The organism is Clostridium sp. HBUAS56017, from assembly GCF_007115085.1.
Taxonomy (GTDB): Bacteria; Bacillota; Clostridia; order Clostridiales; family Clostridiaceae; genus Clostridium; species Clostridium cibarium.
The window spans coordinates 59,725-78,440 of record NZ_SULK01000002.1; the positions used below are offsets into that span (position 1 = coordinate 59,725).

General features: G+C 31.0%; 19 protein-coding genes. 18 read left to right on the top strand and 1 reads right to left on the bottom strand.

Features of this window, described 5'->3' with window-relative positions; all coding sequences use genetic code 11:
• The first annotated feature begins 16 nt into the window (after window positions 1-16).
• The 4 genes from phoU to spoIVA all read left to right on the top strand — a co-directional run bounded on the left by phoU (window position 17) and on the right by spoIVA (window position 4,948).
• Window positions 17-679: a phosphate signaling complex protein PhoU gene (phoU, locus tag FAY47_RS02500; protein WP_143314840.1), complete on the top strand. Its 663-nt coding sequence runs from the start codon at window positions 17-19 to the stop codon at window positions 677-679.
• 285 nt (window positions 680-964) lie between these two features.
• The gene (der, locus tag FAY47_RS02505; protein WP_143314841.1) at window positions 965-2,284 is read left to right on the top strand and encodes a ribosome biogenesis GTPase Der; all 1,320 of its coding nucleotides are present in this window, start codon (window positions 965-967) and stop codon (window positions 2,282-2,284) included.
• A complete protein-coding gene (locus tag FAY47_RS02510; protein ID WP_143314842.1) occupies window positions 2,284-3,276 on the top strand; it encodes an NAD(P)H-dependent glycerol-3-phosphate dehydrogenase in 993 nt (330 codons plus the stop codon). Before der ends, FAY47_RS02510 begins: the two co-directional genes overlap by 1 nt.
• Before the next feature lie 193 nt (window positions 3,277-3,469).
• Window positions 3,470-4,948, top strand: coding sequence for a stage IV sporulation protein A (gene spoIVA, locus FAY47_RS02515; protein ID WP_143314843.1), 1,479 nt, complete (start codon window positions 3,470-3,472; stop codon window positions 4,946-4,948).
• A 61-nt stretch (window positions 4,949-5,009) separates the two neighbouring features.
• Here the strand turns inward: spoIVA and FAY47_RS02520 are convergent, their stop codons facing one another.
• Window positions 5,010-6,035: a branched-chain amino acid aminotransferase gene (locus FAY47_RS02520; protein WP_143314844.1), complete on the bottom strand. Its 1,026-nt coding sequence runs from the start codon at window positions 6,033-6,035 to the stop codon at window positions 5,010-5,012.
• Window positions 6,036-6,269: 234 nt separating this feature from the next.
• On the opposite strand from FAY47_RS02520, the gene FAY47_RS02525 reads away from it, so the two are divergent.
• From FAY47_RS02525 to FAY47_RS02590, 14 genes are all read left to right on the top strand, one after another.
• Window positions 6,270-6,674, top strand: a complete 405-nt coding sequence (locus tag FAY47_RS02525) for a PBECR2 nuclease fold domain-containing protein (RefSeq protein ID WP_143314845.1) — start codon at window positions 6,270-6,272, stop codon at window positions 6,672-6,674.
• A 246-nt stretch (window positions 6,675-6,920) separates the two neighbouring features.
• Entirely contained in the window at window positions 6,921-7,904 is a 984-nt protein-coding gene (locus FAY47_RS02530) for an asparaginase (RefSeq protein ID WP_143314846.1), read from the top strand.
• 130 nt (window positions 7,905-8,034) lie between these two features.
• Window positions 8,035-8,916, top strand: coding sequence for a YicC/YloC family endoribonuclease (locus FAY47_RS02535; protein WP_143314847.1), 882 nt, complete (start codon window positions 8,035-8,037; stop codon window positions 8,914-8,916).
• 15 nt (window positions 8,917-8,931) lie between these two features.
• Complete coding sequence (locus FAY47_RS02540; protein WP_143314848.1) at window positions 8,932-9,201, top strand: DUF370 domain-containing protein; 270 nt, start codon at window positions 8,932-8,934, stop codon at window positions 9,199-9,201.
• Window positions 9,201-9,812, top strand: coding sequence for a guanylate kinase (gene gmk, locus FAY47_RS02545; protein WP_143314849.1), 612 nt, complete (start codon window positions 9,201-9,203; stop codon window positions 9,810-9,812). The genes FAY47_RS02540 and gmk overlap by 1 nt, the downstream gene beginning before the upstream one ends.
• A 3-nt stretch (window positions 9,813-9,815) precedes the next feature.
• Window positions 9,816-10,034 (top strand): DNA-directed RNA polymerase subunit omega, encoded by a 219-nt coding sequence (gene rpoZ / locus FAY47_RS02550; protein ID WP_143314850.1) that lies wholly within the window; start codon window positions 9,816-9,818, stop codon window positions 10,032-10,034.
• 2 nt (window positions 10,035-10,036) lie between these two features.
• Window positions 10,037-11,227 carry a bifunctional phosphopantothenoylcysteine decarboxylase/phosphopantothenate--cysteine ligase CoaBC gene (gene coaBC / locus FAY47_RS02555; protein WP_143314851.1) on the top strand — a complete coding sequence of 397 codons (1,191 nt, stop codon included), beginning with the start codon at window positions 10,037-10,039 and terminating at the stop codon, window positions 11,225-11,227.
• Window positions 11,228-11,280: 53 nt separating this feature from the next.
• A complete protein-coding gene (priA, locus tag FAY47_RS02560; RefSeq protein ID WP_143315100.1) occupies window positions 11,281-13,485 on the top strand; it encodes a primosomal protein N' in 2,205 nt (734 codons plus the stop codon).
• A gap of 12 nt (window positions 13,486-13,497) precedes the next feature.
• Window positions 13,498-13,947, top strand: a complete 450-nt coding sequence (def, locus tag FAY47_RS02565; protein ID WP_143314852.1) for a peptide deformylase — start codon at window positions 13,498-13,500, stop codon at window positions 13,945-13,947.
• 15 nt (window positions 13,948-13,962) lie between these two features.
• The gene (gene fmt / locus FAY47_RS02570) at window positions 13,963-14,889 is read left to right on the top strand and encodes a methionyl-tRNA formyltransferase (RefSeq protein WP_143314853.1); all 927 of its coding nucleotides are present in this window, start codon (window positions 13,963-13,965) and stop codon (window positions 14,887-14,889) included.
• A gap of 11 nt (window positions 14,890-14,900) precedes the next feature.
• On the top strand, window positions 14,901-15,596 hold the full coding sequence (locus FAY47_RS02575) for a zinc metallopeptidase (RefSeq protein WP_143314854.1): 696 nt from the start codon (window positions 14,901-14,903) through the stop codon (window positions 15,594-15,596).
• A 13-nt stretch (window positions 15,597-15,609) separates the two neighbouring features.
• A complete protein-coding gene (gene rsmB / locus FAY47_RS02580) occupies window positions 15,610-16,929 on the top strand; it encodes a 16S rRNA (cytosine(967)-C(5))-methyltransferase RsmB (RefSeq protein WP_143314855.1) in 1,320 nt (439 codons plus the stop codon).
• Between the two features lie 8 nt (window positions 16,930-16,937).
• Complete coding sequence (gene rlmN / locus FAY47_RS02585; protein WP_143314856.1) at window positions 16,938-17,975, top strand: 23S rRNA (adenine(2503)-C(2))-methyltransferase RlmN; 1,038 nt, start codon at window positions 16,938-16,940, stop codon at window positions 17,973-17,975.
• Between the two features lie 21 nt (window positions 17,976-17,996).
• Window positions 17,997-18,716, top strand: a complete 720-nt coding sequence (locus tag FAY47_RS02590) for a Stp1/IreP family PP2C-type Ser/Thr phosphatase (RefSeq protein WP_143314857.1) — start codon at window positions 17,997-17,999, stop codon at window positions 18,714-18,716.

The window sequence follows — 18,716 nt, forward strand, 5'->3', positions numbered from 1 at the left end:
CTAGGAGGTGAATTAAATGACAAGAATTTCTCAAAAGGCTAGAATTAATGAAATAAATCGTAAATTGCTGCTTATGGCGAGTTTGGTTGAAAAGCAGATATATGGAAGTATGGTTGCTCTTAAAAATCACGATATAAAGGCAGCTGAGGAGATAGTAGGCTCTGACGATAAGGTTGATGATTTACAACAAAAAATTGAAGAAGAATGTATAAAGTTTATTGCTACGGAACAACCTCTAGCAAAGGATTTAAGAAATGTTTTTACAGCAACAAAAATCGTAACAGATTTGGAGAGAATGGCAGATCATGCTGTAGATATTTGCAAAATCACAAAAAAAATTAATTTATCTGGTGGAAGCTTTCCGGAAGAAACTTTAGCTCTATGGGACATGGAAGAGCAGGTAAGAAAGATGATTGATTTATCTATTAATGCATATATAGAGAGAGATGTGGAGAAAGCATATGAAATATGTAAGATGGATGATGATGTAGATGTAATTTATAAAAGAATATTTACTGACATTTTAAGCATAATAAAGGTTGATGACAGTAAAACAGAAAAAACTGCTCAGTTATTATTTGTAGCCAAATATTTAGAAAGAATTGGGGATAGAGTTACAAATATATGTGAAGGTACTATTTTTTCTAGTAAAGGAACTTATGTAGATTTGAATGAATAATATTATTTATTAGCAAGTTAAATAATTAATTATATGAGAGGCTGTCTTATAGATGATAATGTTACAATCATTTGTAGACAGCCTTTTATTTTATATTAAGATAGGTAATGTGTATTAATAAGAATTGACTAAAATATATTATTAATGTAATATAGCATAAGATAGAAAACTTTACATAAAGAAAAGATTATTTGAAAATTTATTCTTTTTTAGGTAAGAATATAAATAGAAAACCAAAGATGATTGACATATGGAATTATCTATAGCAAGAGGAGGAAAATACTAATGGGAAAACCAATAGTAGCGATGGTTGGAAGACCTAATGTAGGGAAGTCAACATTGTTTAATAGATTAGCTGGAAAGAGAATATCAATAGTAGAGGATACACCAGGAGTTACAAGAGATAGAGTTTATGCTGAGGCAGAATGGTTAAGCTATAATTTTACTATGATAGATACTGGCGGTATAGAACCAGAAAGTGATGATGTAATAGTAAAACAAATGAGAAGACAGGCAACAATTGCAATAGAAACTGCTGATGTTATAGTTTTTATAGTTGATGGAAAAGAGGGAATAACGCCTGCAGATGAAGAAGTTGCAAATATGCTTAGAAAAAGTAAGAAACCTATTGTGTTAGTTGTTAACAAGGTAGATTCTCTTAAGGAAGAAGATAATGCATGGGAATTCTATAACTTAGGCATAGGAGATCCGATTACGATATCAGCATCACAAGGATTAGGGCTAGGAGATATGCTTGATAGAGTTGTAGAAAATTTTGATAATGCTGAGCTAGAAGATGAAGAAGATGAGTATATAAGAATAGCAATGATTGGTAAACCTAATGTAGGGAAATCTTCTCTTATAAATAGATTGTTAGGAGAAGAAAGAGTAATTGTATCAAATGTACCTGGAACAACAAGGGATGCTATTGATAGCTATCTTGAAAACGAACTTGGAAAGTTTATACTTGTAGATACAGCAGGAGTAAGAAGAAAGAGTAAGGTAAAAGCTGAAATTGAAAGATATAGCGTTATTAGAACACTTGCAGCAATTGAAAGAGCAGATGTTTGTATTTTGATGATAGATGCTACAGAAGGAATAACTGAGCAAGATGAAAAGATAATAGGTTATGCTCATGAAATGAAGAAAGCTATTATGGTAATAGTTAATAAGTGGGATCTTATAGAAAAAGATGATAAAACTATGGAAAAGTTTAAGAAAGAACTTCAACAAAATCTTAAATTTTTAGCATATGCAGAATATCTTTTTATATCAGCATTAACAGGACAAAGAACTCATAAGGTTTTAGAAATAGCTAAAAAGTGTTATGATAATTATAATAAGAGAGTTTCAACTGGTATTCTTAATGATGTAATAAGTAAAGCTATTTTAATGAAAGAACCTCCAATAGTTGCTCTTAAAAGGCTTAAGATATTCTACGCAACTCAAGTTGCAACAAAACCACCTAAATTTGTATTCTTTGTTAACGATACGAATGCTAGACATTTTTCTTATGAGAGATATTTAGAAAATCAATTGAGAGAAAGTTTTGATTTTAAGGGGACTGGTATACAGATAGAATATAGGGAGAGGAAGGAAAAGTAATGAGCAAAATAGCCTTTATTGGTGGTGGAAGCTTTGGTACTGCATTAGCTATTCTTTTGGCTAAGAAGGGACATGAAATATCAATATACGATAGAGATGAGACTGTTGTTAACGATATAAATAATAACAGAAGAAATGATAAGTATATTAAAAATTTGGTTATCCCAGAAAGTGTTACTGCTTTCATCAATATAAAAGAGGCTGTAAAGTCTATAGATTATTTAGTGTTAGCTATTCCATCTCATGTAATAAGGAACATGGCTAAAGAATTAAGGGAAATTATTGATGAATCAGTACCGATCATATCAATAGCTAAAGGGATAGATCCGGAAACGGATGAAAGATTATCAGTTGTTATTGAAAAGGAATTGAAAAATCCAGTAATAGTTTTATCGGGACCAAGTCATGCCGAGGAGGTAGCCGCAGAAATTCCAACTACGATTGTAGTTACATCAAGAAATATGGAATATGCTGAAGAAGTTCAAGATTTATTTATGACTAACGACTTTAGAGTATATACAAATGAAGATATAATAGGTGTGGAAATTGGAGGAGCAGTAAAAAATGTAATTGCTTTGGCATCAGGAGTTATTGATGGCATGGGGTATGGTGATAATACAAAAGCTGCTTTAATGACAAGAGGAATGACTGAGATTGCAAGAATTGGAATAGCGCTTGGGGGTAAGGCCGAGACTTTTTATGGCTTGACTGGCATGGGAGATCTAATTGTTACTTGCACATCTATGCATTCTAGAAATAGAAGAGCTGGGATTCTGATTGGACAAGGCAAAACTATGAAAGAAGCACTTGATGAAGTAGGAATGATTGTAGAAGGAGTTAAAGCATGTAAAGCCTTTTATGAATTAAAAGAAAGAATTGGCATATCAATGCCTATAACAGATGCTTTATATAGGGCATTGTTTATGGGGAAACCTCCAAAGGTGTGTGTTAGTGAACTTATGAAAAGAGAAAAGAAGAGTGAAACCTGGTAAGTATAGAAGTTTTAAATAGAATGTAGGAAATTTGTTTCCTACATTCTATTTTTTATCATTTTGTCATGTAACAAGCATATTATATCTTGAAGGGACGGTATATTAAACTTATTCTTTTGGATTAAAAATAAGAATATATTTTTATCAGGAAGAATATATATATATTGTTAAAAATATTTTAGGAGGTAATAACTTGGACAGCTTCAATATATATAAAGATATAGCTGAAAGAACCCAGGGGGACATATATGTTGGTGTAGTTGGTCCTGTAAGAACAGGGAAATCTACGTTTATAAAAAAGTTTATGGACCTAATGGTTATACCAAAGATTGAAAATAGTTATAAAAAAGAAAGAGCTAAAGACGAGCTGCCTCAAAGTGGATCAGGGAAAAGTATTCATACTACTGAACCAAAATTTGTACCTAATGAAGCTGTTGAGATAAGTCTTGATGAAGAAATTAGGTTTAAAATCCGTATGGTAGACTGTGTTGGATATATCGTAAAAGGCGCATTAGGATATCTTGATGGTGAAGAAGCAAAAATGGTTCATACTCCTTGGTATGACTATGAGATACCTTTTGAAGATGCAGCAGAACTTGGAACTAGAAAAGTTATAGAAGACCATTCAACTATTGGATTGGTAATAACAACGGATGGAAGTATTACAGGAATCGAAAGAAATGAATATCTAGATGCAGAAGAAAGAGTAATCGGAGAATTAAAATCTATAAAGAAACCATTTATTGTAATCTTAAATAGTGCAAAACCTAATGCACCAGAAACAAAAGCATTAAAAATGGAGATGGAAGAAAAATATAATGTAACAGTACAAATTCTAGATGTTTACAATATGAATGAGGATGATATTGAAGAAATATTTAAACATGTACTTAAAGAATTCCCAGTTAAAGAAATCAACATAGATATGCCAGAATGGCTTGAAAAACTTGAACCAACTCATTGGCTTAAAAAAGATTTCTTTAATATAATTAAGGATATGAGTAAGGACATATCGAAGGTTAAAGATATAAAGGCATCCCTAAAAAACATGAAGAGCGATGAGTACTTAGGAACTTCTCTATTAATTGAAATGGATCTTGGGACAGGAACTGGTAGAATATTATTAAAACCAGAAGACGGTGTATTCTATAAAGTTTTAAGCGAGATTTGTGATTTAGATGTAGTATCAGAGAGTGACTTGTTATCCTTAATAAAGGAATTGAATTATGCCAAAAAAGAGTATGATAAAGTTAAAGATGCATTGGAAGAAGTTAAAAATACTGGATATGGGTTAGTTGCACCACAATTAACAGAGATGAAATTTGAAGAACCTGAAATTGTAAAGCAAGGAAATAAATTTGGGGTTAAACTTAAAGCAAGCGCTCCATCATTACATTTTATTAAAGCAGATATAAAAACTGAAATTAGTCCGATAATGGGATCGGAGAAAGAATCAGAAGAACTTGTTAAAGCTTTGTTAGATCAATTTGAGACTGATCCAACTAGTCTTTGGCAAAGTAACATGTTTGGAAAATCTTTAGAAGTGCTAGTAAAAGAAGGGCTTCAAAATAAATTGTATAAAATGCCAGAAGATGTTCAGGTGAAAATTCAAAAAACCTTACAAAAGATAATTAATGAGGGTAGTGGTGGTTTAATTTGTATAATACTATAACAATTTAAAAAAGAACTCCTTAGATTTTACTAAGGGGTTCTTTTTTAGATTAAGAGTTTAGTTATTTAACTTTATAAATCCATCCCTCTGGACCTTCAATATCTCCAAATTGAATACCAACAAGGGTATCATATAGTTTTCTAGTGATAGGACCAACTTCAGTTTCACTGTGGAATACATGTAGCTTGTTTTCATATTCGATTCCTCCGATTGGAGTTATAACAGCAGCAGTTCCACAGGCACCAGCTTCTTTAAATTCATCTATTTTATCAATAAATACATCACCTTCAACTACTTCTAAATGCAAAACTTCTTCAGCTAATTGGAGAAGTGAATATTTTGTTATACTTGGCAGTATAGATGGTGATTTAGGAGTTACAAATTTATTATCATGGGTAATTCCAAAAAAGTTTGCTGCTCCAACTTCTTCAATTTTAGTATGAGTTGCAGGATCTAAATATATACAGTCTGCAAACCCTCTTTCGACTGCAATTTTATGAGGTTCCATTGATGCAGCGTAGTTACCGCCAACTTTTTGCTGACCTGTTCCAAATGGAGCGGCTCTATCATAATCAGATATCATAAAGTTAACAGGTGCTAATCCTCCTTTAAAATAAGCTCCTACAGGCACGCAGAAAACACAAAAAATATATTCTGGGGCTGCCTTAACACCAATGTTATTACCAACGCCTATGATAAAAGGCCTTATATATAGTGTTCCGCCAGTACCATAAGGAGGAACGAATCTCTCATTTGCTTTAACTACTTGCATACATGCATCAATAAATTTCTCTTCAGGTAATTGTGGCATTAATAATTTTTTACACGAATCATTAAGTCGGGATGCATTTCTATTTGGCCTAAATAGCTGAATACTTCCATCTTTTGTTCTATATGCTTTTAGCCCTTCAAAACATTGTTGACCATAATGTAAAGATGTAGATGCTTCGCTAATTGTAAGCATATTATCTTCAGTTAATTTTCCGTCATCCCATTCTCCATCTTTCCAAGTGGATATGTAACGATAATCAGTTTTGATGTATTCAAAACCAAGTTCATCCCAGTTGATTTTTTCATTCTTGTCCATGGATATCTCCCCAATCTTTATTAAATATTATTAATATATATTCTATCACTTTATTAAGAATGGTAAAGAGTAAAAGTGGAAAAATGACTAATTTTTTAAAATTAGATGTTAATATTTGATTATAATTGAATATAATAATAGTAGTTAATATATTGGTATATTATAATATAATTAGAGTATATCATGAAGAATTGGTGACATTTCTAAAAAATATAAGGCATGGTGATGGTGATTATGAGAAGTTATTATAAAGCTTATAAAAAAGTCGGACGAATAAATACTTCTTTGGCAGAAAGGCTAGGCTTCGCATTTGATGGAAGTGTTTATGCCTCACCGGGGGTGATAAATCACATTAAGAAGCGCCATGGCAAACAATTAACTAAAAGAGTTAAAGAAAATTTACTACAGATAATGGAGGGGATTATTGAAAATCCTGATTATATTGGTGTTGATGAAAGAAGGGGGAGTGTTGGAGCGCTAGAATTAATAAAGAAAATAGATAATACGATTCTTTTAGGGTTAGAGGTAGACTTAGAAGAGAAATATATTTACGTATCTACCATGTATCCTATAACCAAAGGTAAAGTCAACAACAGAATTTATAGTGGTAGAATAGTTAAATTTAGCGATATTACATGAATTATTTTAAATAAAAAACTTGAAACATTTTTGCGGTAGAATTATAATATATATTAAGTGTTTTTGAGGTGAGAAATGGCTCCTCATACGCTACTTTAAGTAGTAACCAGAGATGCAGGGTACGCCGACCTGCCAAAAACTTTGCTTTATGTGTAACTTTTGGGAGACCAAAAGTTATTTTACTTTATTGAAATAATTATCAAATGAAATAAATAAAATATGCTAAAGATATGATGGAGGGAAAATATGAAAAAAGTTGCAGTTATATTTAATGGTGGGACTATATCGATGAAAGTAGATGAAAGGATACAAGCAGCAGTACCTTCTTTGAGTGGAGAAGAAATAATGGCGATGGTTACAGGAATTGAATCATATGCAAAAATAGAAAGTCATACATTTTCTGATTTGCCATCACCTCATGTAACACCAGAGTTAATGCTTGAATTGTCAAAAAAAGTTAGAGCTTTAGTTGAACGTGAAGACATAGATGGAGTTGTAATAACGCATGGTACGGATACTCTTGAGGAAACAGCTTATTTGTTAGATTTAACTTTAATAACAAATAAACCAGTAGTTATCACTGGAGCAATGAGAAGTAGTTCGGAATTAGGTTATGATGGACCAGCTAATCTAGCAGCATCAATCTGTACAGCTATATCAGAAGAAGCTAAAGGCAGAGGTGTTTTAGTTTGTTTTAATGGAGAATTAAATAGTGCAAGAGAAGTAACAAAAGCAAACTCAATGGCATTGAATGCGTTTAGAACTCCTAATTTTGGACCAATAGGAATAGTTGATAATAATAATGTAATATTCTACAGAAAATGTCCAAAAGGAAAACATATAGTAATTGATAAATTAAATTCTCATATAGCACTTATTAAATGTGTAGCTGGGATGGATGAAGAATTTATAAATTTTGCTATTGATAAAGGATATAAAGGGATAGTTATAGAAGCCATGGGAAGAGGAAATATACCTCCTAAAATGGTAGAGGGAGTTAAAAGAGCAATAAATAATAACATACCAGTAGTTGTGGTATCGAGATGCTTTGAAGGAAGAGTTTTTGAATCTTATGGATATGAAGGTGGAGGAAAAAATCTTAGAGATATAGGTGTTATATTTGGAGATAATATGCAAGGACAAAAGGTTAGGATAAAGTTAATGGTTGCTTTAAGTCATTCATCCAATATGAAATTTATTAAAGAGTTTGTAGAAGATGGGTTATATTAGATCAGTGGAAAATTGAAAGTGATTTCCTCAAAAATATAAACAAATGTTAATATTCTGTGAATAAACTATTGACTGAAAAAAGTTAGTAGATTATTATAAACTATAGTTTATGGAAAATTGGAGGCAGGACATGGTAAAAAGTATGACTAGCTTCGGAAGAGCACAAGGTGAAGAAGGTAAAGGATATTTATTTTCTATTGAAATGAAAAGTGTTAATAATAGATATCTCGATATAAACATAAGATTGCCTAAATTTATGATTGCTTTAGAAGAAGAGATAAGAAAAATAGTAAATAAAAGACTCAGCAGAGGAAAAGTTGATATATTTATTAATTATAAAAGTTATGGCAAGGGAAATGCTATTCCTAAATTAAATGTTGATTTAGCAAAAGAATATTATAATTGTCTTAAAAAATTATCAGATACATTGGAAATAGAAGATGATATAACACTTTCAAAGATTGCAAAACTTCCAGAGGTTATAACTCTAGAAGTTCAAGAAGAAAATATTGAAGAAATTCTTGGAGAAATTACACCTTTACTTAATATAGCTCTTAATAATATGAATGATATGAGAATAAATGAGGGTGAAAAATTAAAGGAAGATATTATTTTAAAGTTATCCAGTATTGAGGATAGTGTTAAAAAAATTGAAACTTTAGCAGAAGAAGTTCCAAAGCAATATAAAAGAAAAATTGAAGAAAGAATAAAGGAACTTACTAGTGGGATGACAATAGATGAAGAAAGAGTAGCTATGGAAGTGGCAATTTTTGCTGATAAAGCTGCTGTAGATGAAGAGATTACAAGATTATATAGTCATCTAAATCAAATGAGAAAAACACTGAACTTGGATGAACCAATTGGTAGAAAGCTAGACTTTATTGTTCAAGAAATGAATAGAGAAACAAATACAATTGGATCAAAATGTAATGATATGGATATGACAAACTTAGTCATTAACATAAAAAATCTAATAGAAAAAATAAGAGAACAAGTGCAAAATATTGAATAATTAGGAGGAAATAAAATGGGTATTAAGCTAATAAATATTGGTTTTGGAAATATAATTTCAGCTAATAGATTAATTGCGATTGTAAGTCCAGAATCAGCACCAATTAAAAGAATCATTCAAGAGGCAAGGGATAGAGGGATGCTTATCGATGCAACTTACGGAAGAAGAACAAGAGCTGTTATAGTTACTGATTCAGATCATGTTATTCTTTCAGCAGTACAACCAGAAACTGTTGCGCATAGATTATCAACAAAGGATGATGTAGTAGATGAGGTTGAAGATTAATGAATAAAAGAGGAGTACTAATAGTTATTTCTGGGCCATCAGGAGCAGGAAAAGGAACTATATGTAAAGCACTACTTGAAAAGCATGATGATCTTTACCTTTCGGTATCTGCTACTACTAGAGAACCTAGAAAGGGAGAAGTTCATGGAGTAAATTATTATTTCTTAACAAAAGATGAATTCAGAAAAAGAATTGATAGAAATGATTTCTTAGAGTGGGCTGAAGTATATGAAAATTTTTATGGAACACCAAGATCTAGTGTTGATAAAATGTTAGATGAAGGAAAAAATGTAATTTTAGAAATTGATATTCAAGGAGCTCTTAAAGTTAAAGAAAATTGTGAAGATGGTGTATTTATATTTATTCTTCCACCTTCTATGGAAGAGCTTAAACAAAGAATAATAAATAGAGGAAGTGAAACACCAGAATCCTTAATGAGGAGATTTACATCAGCTTATCAAGAAATAAATTATATTTCGAAATATAATTATGGTGTGATAAATGATAAAGTAGAGGATGCAGTAGTTAAAATAGAAAATATTTTGGTTGCAGAGCAGTGTAGGGTCGATAGAATAAAAGATGACATATTAACAGATCGCAAGGAGGTATAAATAATGAATAATACAATGATTAATCCATCAGTTATAGATTTATTAAAAAAAGTTGAGGACAGATATTCACTAGTTATCGTTACTTCAAAAAGAGCTAGACAATTAATTGATGGGTCTAAACAACTTACAGAAGTTGATTCTAAGAAACCTTTAACAATAGCTATAAACGAAGTAAATGAAGGGCTTGTTACTTATGAAGCAGTAGAGGATTTAAGTAAGTAATTATGAAAGAGAATAAATGTGTTGTTTTAGGTGTTACTGGTGGAATCGCGGTTTATAAAGCTCTTGATATTGCAAGTTCATTAAGAAAAAAAGATATCGATGTTAGAGTGATAATGACAAAGTCTGCTACAGAATTTGTGGCTCCATTAACTTTTCAAGCAATAAGTCAAAATCTTGTAACTACAGACATGTTTCAAGAACCAAAAGCTTGGGAAATACAACATATTAGCTTAGCTCAAAGAGCAGATGTTTTTTTAGTTGCACCTGCTACAGCTAACATAATAGGGAAGGTAGCTAACGGCATAGCAGATGACATGTTATCAACAACTATTATGGCAACTAATGCTAAAGTTATTTTTGCCCCAGCTATGAATACTGGCATGTATAACAATAGAATAGTACAAGGTAATATAGAAAAGCTTAAAAAGCTAGGTTATGAGTTTATAGAACCTGATAGTGGAAGATTAGCTTGTGGTGATGTTGGTAAAGGAAAATTACCAGCACCAGAAATTATTGTAGAGAAGGTAATGAGTGAGCTTTACGATAAAAAGGATTTAATAAATAAAAAAGTAATAGTAAGTGCAGGACCAACAAGAACAGATATTGATCCAGTTAGATTTCTTACAAATAGATCAACTGGTAAAATGGGGTATGAAATAGCAAAAGAAGCAAGAGATAGAGGGGCTGAAGTTATATTGGTTTCAGGACCTACTAATGAGAAAAAACCCTATGGGATAGATGTTATAGATGTTAAAACTAACGAAGAAATGCTAAATGCTATTATTAATCATTACGATGATGCAGATATTGTAGTTAAAGCTGCAGCGGTTGCAGATTATAAAGCAAAGGAAGTAAGTAGCCAAAAAATAAAAAAAGGTGATGGAGATCTTAGTTTAGATTTTGTCAGAGATAATGATATATTAATGCTACTTGGTAAGAAGAAAAAAAATCAAATTTTAGTTGGATTTGCAGCGGAAAGTCAAAATGTTATAGAGAATGCAAAGGGTAAATTAGATAGAAAAAATCTTGATTACATAGTTGCTAATGATATAACTTCGAAAGATACAGGATTTGGTTCCCAGGATAATAGAGTAAGCATAATTTCTAAAAATGGAGATATAGCTACTTTAGAAAAGATGAACAAAAAGGAAGTTGCAAGAAATTTATTTGACATAATTATGGAAAAGCGCTAATTTGCGCTTTTTCTTAATTATAAATATATTTAAAGGAGGGTGAAGGGGTAGTGATAGATTTATATGCTGAAGTAATAGTAAATAGTGAAGCAATAGAACTTGATAGAACCTTCACTTATAAAGTAAAAGAAGAACATAATGAAATTATACAAGTAGGACATCGGGTTAAAGTGCCTTTTGGAAAAGGGAATAGACCTGTTGAGGCTTTTGTTATGGTTCTTAAATGTGAGGGCGTAGAGAAAATAAAAGGTATAAAGAATATATCTAGAATATTGGATGAAGAACCAATACTTTCGAGAGATGATTTAAAGGTTATAGATTTCTTGAGAGAAAGATATCTATGTAAGTATATTGATGCTATAAGAACTATTATTCCTGTAGGATTAATGAGTGGTCTTAAAAATAAAAAGAAACAGGTTATTTGTTTTGCAAAAGAATTAGAAGGAAAATTATTAGAAAAAGAAAATTATAAAAACTTAATATCATATATTAAAGTTCATGATGGAGAATTTTCTAAAAGTGAGATTACGAAAAAAGGAGATTTCTCAATTTATATATTAAATAAACTTATAGAAAATGGTTTTTTAGAAGTAAAAGAAGAAGTAGTTTATAGATATAATAATAGAGTGTATGAGGAAGATTCTAAAAATAGGTTAAACGAAGAACAGTTAAATGTATTTGAAAGAATTATAAATTCAAATAAGAAAGGGTTTTTGTTAAAAGGTGTAACAGGATCAGGTAAGACTGAAGTGTATATGAACCTTGTATCAGAAACATTAAAGCAAGGGAAATCAGCTATAATGTTGGTTCCTGAAATAGCTTTAACTCCTCAAATGATAGAAAGGTTTAAAGGTCGATTTGGAAGAGATGTTGCCTTGTTTCATAGTAAATTAACACCAGGAGAACGTTTTGATGAATGGTTTAGAATAAAAAGAGGCGAAGCTTCACTAGTTGTGGGAGCAAGAAGTGCAATATTTTTGCCTCTAAATGATTTAGGTCTTATTATAATAGATGAAGAACATGAAAATACATATAAATCTGAGAATAATCCTAAATATAGTACAAAAGAAGTTGCGAAGTACCTAAGTGAAATAAAAGGATGCAAATATGTCTTAGGATCTGCAACACCATCTGTTGAAAGTTTTTACGAAGCATTGGAAGAAAAGATTGAGCTCGTGGAAATCAAGAATAGAGTAAGCAACAAACCTTTACCTTCAATGGAAGTAGTGGATATGAGGGAGGAACTTAAAAGTAAAAATTTATCCATATTAAGTAGAAAGCTTGTCTTAGAAATTGAAGAGACATTAAAAAGAGGAGAACAAATTATTTTATTTTTAAATAGAAGAGGCTTTTCAACCTTTGTATCCTGTAGAAGTTGCGGTTATGTATTTAAATGCCCTGAATGTGATGTTTCAATGACTTATCATAAAAATGGTTATTTAGTTTGTCATATGTGTGGTAGAGCCCAAAGAGAGGTTAAGGTTTGTCCTAAGTGTAGCAGCAAATATGTAAAGTTTTTTGGGGCTGGAACTGAAAGAGTTCAAGATGAAGTTAAAAAAACATTTCCTAAAGCTAGGGTTTTAAGAATGGATGTAGATACCACAAGAACAAAAGATTCTCACGAAAGAATATATAATTCATTCAAAAATGGTGAAGCAAATATATTAATAGGGACTCAAATGGTATCTAAAGGATTAGATTTTAAGAATGTTACTTTAGTTGGAATATTAGCTGCTGATATTTCTTTAAATATTCCTGATTACAGGTCAGGAGAACGAACTTATCAAATAATTACACAGGTAGCTGGTAGAGCTGGTAGGGGAGATAAGAAAGGAAAAGTAATAGTTCAAACATATACTCCAGAGAATGCTAGTTTAAATTATGCGATAAATAATTCTTATGATGAATTGTTTAAGGAGGAGATAAGGGTAAGAAAAATTATGAAGTATCCTCCTTTTAGTACCATCTTACTTATTAACGGGCAAAGCAAATTTGAAGATAAATTAATAAAATTTATGAATAGACTTAAAATTGAATTGAATAAAATATTAGAAGATGAAAATGATTTAGAATTATTAGGACCAACCCCTTGTATAATAACAAAGATAAAAGAAAATTTTAGATGGCAGATTATAATTAAAGGTGATATTTCATTAAATTTAAGAAAAAAAGTTAAAGATACCCTTTATGAATTAACCAAGAGTGTTTATAATGATATAAGAGTTAGTATGGATTTTAATCCAAATAATATGGCCTAGGAGGATTAATTTATGGCAATAAGAAATATAAGAATTAATGGTGACGAGATATTAAGAAAAAAATCAAAAAAAGTAGATAAAATAGATAAGAGACTTTTAGAATTAATAAATGATATGATTGAAACTATGTATAAAGCTGATGGTGTGGGGCTTGCAGCACCACAAGTAGGAATATTAAAAAGACTTTTTGTTATAGATGTTTATGATGGAGAAGGTCCAATGGTTTTTATTAATCCTGAAATATTAGAAACTAAGGGAACTCAAGATGGAGAAGAAGGATGCTTAAGTGTTCCAGGAGTAAATGAAAATGTTGTAAGACCTAATTATGTTAAAGTTAAAGCTATAAATGAAAAAGGTGAAGAATTTATCCTTGAGGGAGAAGAACTTTTAGCTAGAGCTATATGCCATGAAAATGAGCATTTAGATGGAGTATTATTTATTGATCATTTGAAAAGTAATTAGGAGGAAAACAGATATATGAAGATAGTTTTTATGGGAACTCCAGATTTTGCAGTTCCATCATTAGAAATGTTGATAGACAACTACGATGTTAAGGCTGTTTTTACTCAACCAGATAAGCCAAAGGGAAGAGGAAAGAAGCTTGCTTTTTCTGATATAAAAGAAGTGGCTGTTAAAAAGGGCATACCTGTATATCAACCAATAAAATTAAAAGATGATAAGGAAATGATAGAAGAACTTAAAAAAATTGCTCCAGATTTTATTATAGTAGTTGCTTTTGGACAATTGTTAACAAAGGAAGTGCTTGACATTCCAAAGTATGGATGCATTAATCTACATGGATCTCTATTACCTATGTATAGAGGTGCTGCACCGATAAATTGGGCAATTATAAAAGGAGAAAAAATATCAGGAAATACCACTATGTTGATGGATAAAGGTCTAGATACAGGAGATATGCTTTTGAAGGACAAAGTTGAAATAACAGAAGAAATGACAGCAGGTGAACTTTATGATATTTTAAAAGAAAGAGGTTCAGCACTATTAAAAGAAACTATTGATAAAATAATAAACGGACAAATAAAACCTGAAAAACAATCTGATGAAACTTTTTATGCAAAAATGTTGGATAAAAAGATAGCAGTAATAAACTGGCATGAAACAGCAGAAAATATTCATAATCTTATCAGAGGATTAAACCCTTGGCCAATAGCTTATACATCCTATGATGGTAAGCAAATGAAAATTTATGAATCAAAAGTCCTTGAAGAGAAGCATAATAAAGAAGAAGGAACAATTCTTGATGTAAGCAAAGAAGGGATTAGAGTTGCATGTAAGGAAGGAATATTACTGGTTAAAAAAGTCCAATTTCCAAATGGAAAACCTCTTACAATTGAGCAATATATTAATGGGCATAAGATAGAGGTAAATACAATTTTAGGATAGGAGGGATATTTATGCATGGTTTTTTTCCATATTATTTTGATCCAACATATCTTATATTGGTTCCAGCATTAATAATAAGCTTTTGGGCCCAAACTAAAGTTAGTTCTGCTTATGATAAATATAGCAGAGTTAGAACTATGAATGGGTATACTGGAGAGCAGATAGCTAGGATGATATTAAATGATGCAGGTCTTTACGATATACCTATCGAAGTGGTAAATTCTAGGCTTGGAGATCATTATGATCCTAAAAATAGAGTCTTAAGATTATCACCAGATGTATATAGTGGAACGACTATAGCAGCGGCTGGAATAGCAGCTCATGAAGTAGGTCATGCAATTCAACACAAAGAAAGTTATGGACCGCTTGCTTTTAGAAACTCTATATATCCAGTAGTAAATATAAGTTCAACATTTTCATGGGTATTATTTATTGCAGGGCTAATACTTGCTATAAAACCGTTGGTTTATTTTGGAATAATATTATTTTCAGCAGTAGTTTTATTTCAACTTGTAACTTTACCAGTTGAGTTTAATGCATCAAATAGAGCGTTAAAAATATTAAATACCAGAGGAATTTTATATGGAGATGAAGTGAAAGGTGCTGAAAAAGTATTAGATGCAGCGGCTATGACATATGTGGCAGCAACTTTGATGGCTGTTTCCCAACTTATTAGGTTAATAGCTTTAAGCAGAAGAAATGATTAGATGAGGTATAATTATGAGTAGTAGAAAAATTGCAGTAAAAGTTTTAAGTAGAGTTGTAGGAGAAGGAGCATATTCGAATATAATTCTATCAAAAGAGTTAAATAGTTCTGATTTATCGGATCAAGATAAATCACTGGCGACTGAGATAGTATATGGTACTTTAAGGAGACTTAAGTCTATAGATATGATAATTGGTTCATTTGTAAGAGATATGTCTATTATGGACAAAAAGATATTGAATATATTAAGGGTTGCAATTTATCAAATGCATTACCTTGATAAAGTACCTTCATATGCAGCTTGCAATGAAGCTGTGGAGCTTGCAAAAGAAGTTTCTGAAAAAGATTCTAAATTAGTTAATGGAATCTTAAGAAATTATGTTAAAAAAGATGGTAAACTAGAAATAGAGTTCAGAAATAAGATAGATGAAATTGCATATGAGTTATCTTTTGAACCATGGATGATAAAAATGTTTATTAATCAATATGGTGAAAAAGAAGCTATAAGGATTATGCATGGGTTAAATAACACTCCTATGGTTACTGTAAGAGTTAATAATTTGAAAGCTGAGTATGAAGATGTTTTAGAAAGTTTTGAGGAAAATGGATACAATGTTTTTGAAGGAGTAGTTTGTCCAGAAGCTATATTTATTAAAGGCGGAAGAGCTATAGAAAAGAATAATGCTTTTCTAGAAGGTAAGATAACAGTACAAGATGAAAGTGCTATGTTAGTTGCTCCACTGCTTGATATCATGCAGGGACAAAAGGTACTAGATCTTTGTTCAGCTCCAGGTGGAAAAACAACACATATTGCAGAACTTCTTGAGAATACAGGAGAAGTTTTAGCTTTTGATATTCATCCTCAAAAACTGGATTTAATTAAAGAAAATTATGAGAGATTAGGTCTTACAAACATAAAGCTAGGTGAAATGGATGCTTCTAAGCTAGATGTGAATTTAGTTAATGCAGCTGATAGAGTCCTTATTGATGTGCCATGTTCAGGTCTTGGAATTATAAGGAAAAAACCTGAGATAAAATGGAGTAAAAAGAGAAGTGAGCTTAAGGAAATAGTAAATATTCAAAGATCTATTATGAGTAATGCATGGGAATATTTAAAGAAAGATGGAATTATGATATATTCTACTTGTACTTTAAATAAAGAAGAAAATGAAGATAATGTAAAATGGTTTTTGAATAAATATAAGGACGCAAAAGTAGAAAAAGTGTTTGTAGGTAAGGGAAATAATTTGAATTATGACGCCCTAGGAACACTTACAGTGTTGCCAAATGAATATATGGATGGATTCTTTATAGCTAAGTTTAGAAAGAATTAGGAGAATATATGGATAACATTTTAAATTTTACATTAGAAGAATTACAAAATTGGATGAAAGATAATAATGAGAGTGCCTTTAGAGCTAAGCAGGTGGTTTCTTGGATATATAAAGAAATATGGGATTTCAATTTAATGAAAAACATCCCTGGTGAATTAAAGGAAAAGCTTAGTAAAAGTTTCTATATAGGAATTCCTAAGGTAATAGAAAAGTTTGAATCAAAGATAGATGGTACGAAGAAGTTATTGCTTGGATTTAAGGATGGAAACTTAATAGAAACTGTAATTATGAAATATAAGCATGGAAATTCTATATGCATTTCTACGCAAGTAGGATGTAGGATGGGATGTAAGTTTTGTGCATCGACTATTGAAGGAAGGGTTAGAAATCTTACAGCAGGGGAAATACTTTCACAGATTTTAGTAGCACAAAAACTAATTGGTGAAAGGATTTCCAATGTTGTATTAATGGGAAGTGGAGAACCTTTAGATAATTATGATGATGTTTTGAAGTTCTTAGAACTTGTAAATGCTGAATATGGTCTGAATATAGGGCAAAGACATATTACGCTATCTACATGTGGAATAGTTCCTAAAATATATGATCTGGCGGATAAAGGCTTGAGTATTACTTTAGCTATTTCATTACATGCATTTAGCGATGAAAAAAGAAAAGAGATAATGCCTATTGCAAATAAATATTCTATAAAAGAAATTTTAGATGCATGCAAATATTACATAGAAAAAACTAAAAGAAGAATAACATTTGAATATTCTTTAGTTAAAGATGTAAATGACAGCATAGAAGATGCTAAATCCTTAGGGAAATTATTAAGTGGATTATTATGTCATGTTAATTTAATACCAGTAAATGAGATCGAGGAAAATTCATTTAAAAGATCTTCGGAAAAAACTATAAATAACTTTGAAAATACATTAAAAAATTTAGGGGTTGAAGTTACAGTAAGAAGGGAAATGGGGAGCGATATTAATGCAGCTTGTGGACAACTAAGGAGAAGTTACATTGAATTGAGTTCTAATAATTAATACCCAAAGAGGGGGGAGTTTATGATAAGTTTTCTAAGTGATATAGGGATGGTCAGAAGTCTTAATGAAGATTTTGTTCACTACCATGAAGAAAATGAATATAAGATTTATGTAGTTGCAGATGGAATGGGGGGCCATAATGCGGGGGAAGTTGCTAGTAAGATGGCAGCAGAAGGCGTAGTTGATTATATAATAGCTAATTATAACAGATGTAAAGCAGAGCTTCTTTTAAAGGAAGCTATTGAAAAAGTAAATCAGGAAATATATGTTCATTCTACAGAAAGAGATAATCTAAATGGCATGGGAACAACTATTACTGCATGTCTTGTTAAAGATGATAAAGTAGTAGTTGCTAATGTAGGAGACAGTTCTTGTTTTGGAATCAAGGGAGCTAACATTGAAAAGATAACTAAAGATCATTCTTTAGTTCAAGAATTAGTTGACCTTGGAACTATTACTGAAGTTGAGGCGGCAAATCATCCCAAAAAGAATATTATTACTAGGGCTGTTGGAACTAGCAGTCTTGTAGAGGTAGATATTTTTGTCATAGATAAGTATACATATGACATATATTTATTATGTTCAGATGGTTTAACAAATGAGGTGACAAAAGAAGAAATAATATCTATTGTTAATGAGGAAAAAGAGCTCATTAATATCTGTAACAAACTTGTTAATCTTGCTAAGTACAAGGGCGGCAGAGATAATATTACAGTTTTGTTGTTTGAAGGAGAGAGGTAG

What these genes read in the sequence shown, in the direction of transcription:
- phoU (WP_143314840.1), top strand. Translation starts at nt 17, where the DNA reads ATGACAAGAATTTCTCAAAAGGCTAGAATTAATGAAATAAATCGTAAA.
- der (WP_143314841.1), top strand. Translation starts at nt 965, where the DNA reads ATGGGAAAACCAATAGTAGCGATGGTTGGAAGACCTAATGTAGGGAAG.
- FAY47_RS02510 (WP_143314842.1), top strand. Translation starts at nt 2,284, where the DNA reads ATGAGCAAAATAGCCTTTATTGGTGGTGGAAGCTTTGGTACTGCATTA.
- FAY47_RS02520 (WP_143314844.1), bottom strand. Translation starts at nt 6,035, where the DNA reads ATGGACAAGAATGAAAAAATCAACTGGGATGAACTTGGTTTTGAATAC.
- FAY47_RS02525 (WP_143314845.1), top strand. Translation starts at nt 6,270, where the DNA reads ATGAGAAGTTATTATAAAGCTTATAAAAAAGTCGGACGAATAAATACT.
- FAY47_RS02530 (WP_143314846.1), top strand. Translation starts at nt 6,921, where the DNA reads ATGAAAAAAGTTGCAGTTATATTTAATGGTGGGACTATATCGATGAAA.
- FAY47_RS02535 (WP_143314847.1), top strand. Translation starts at nt 8,035, where the DNA reads ATGGTAAAAAGTATGACTAGCTTCGGAAGAGCACAAGGTGAAGAAGGT.
- FAY47_RS02540 (WP_143314848.1), top strand. Translation starts at nt 8,932, where the DNA reads ATGGGTATTAAGCTAATAAATATTGGTTTTGGAAATATAATTTCAGCT.
- gmk (WP_143314849.1), top strand. Translation starts at nt 9,201, where the DNA reads ATGAATAAAAGAGGAGTACTAATAGTTATTTCTGGGCCATCAGGAGCA.
- rpoZ (WP_143314850.1), top strand. Translation starts at nt 9,816, where the DNA reads ATGAATAATACAATGATTAATCCATCAGTTATAGATTTATTAAAAAAA.
- coaBC (WP_143314851.1), top strand. Translation starts at nt 10,037, where the DNA reads ATGAAAGAGAATAAATGTGTTGTTTTAGGTGTTACTGGTGGAATCGCG.
- def (WP_143314852.1), top strand. Translation starts at nt 13,498, where the DNA reads ATGGCAATAAGAAATATAAGAATTAATGGTGACGAGATATTAAGAAAA.
- fmt (WP_143314853.1), top strand. Translation starts at nt 13,963, where the DNA reads ATGAAGATAGTTTTTATGGGAACTCCAGATTTTGCAGTTCCATCATTA.
- FAY47_RS02575 (WP_143314854.1), top strand. Translation starts at nt 14,901, where the DNA reads ATGCATGGTTTTTTTCCATATTATTTTGATCCAACATATCTTATATTG.
- rsmB (WP_143314855.1), top strand. Translation starts at nt 15,610, where the DNA reads ATGAGTAGTAGAAAAATTGCAGTAAAAGTTTTAAGTAGAGTTGTAGGA.
- rlmN (WP_143314856.1), top strand. Translation starts at nt 16,938, where the DNA reads ATGGATAACATTTTAAATTTTACATTAGAAGAATTACAAAATTGGATG.
- FAY47_RS02590 (WP_143314857.1), top strand. Translation starts at nt 17,997, where the DNA reads ATGATAAGTTTTCTAAGTGATATAGGGATGGTCAGAAGTCTTAATGAA.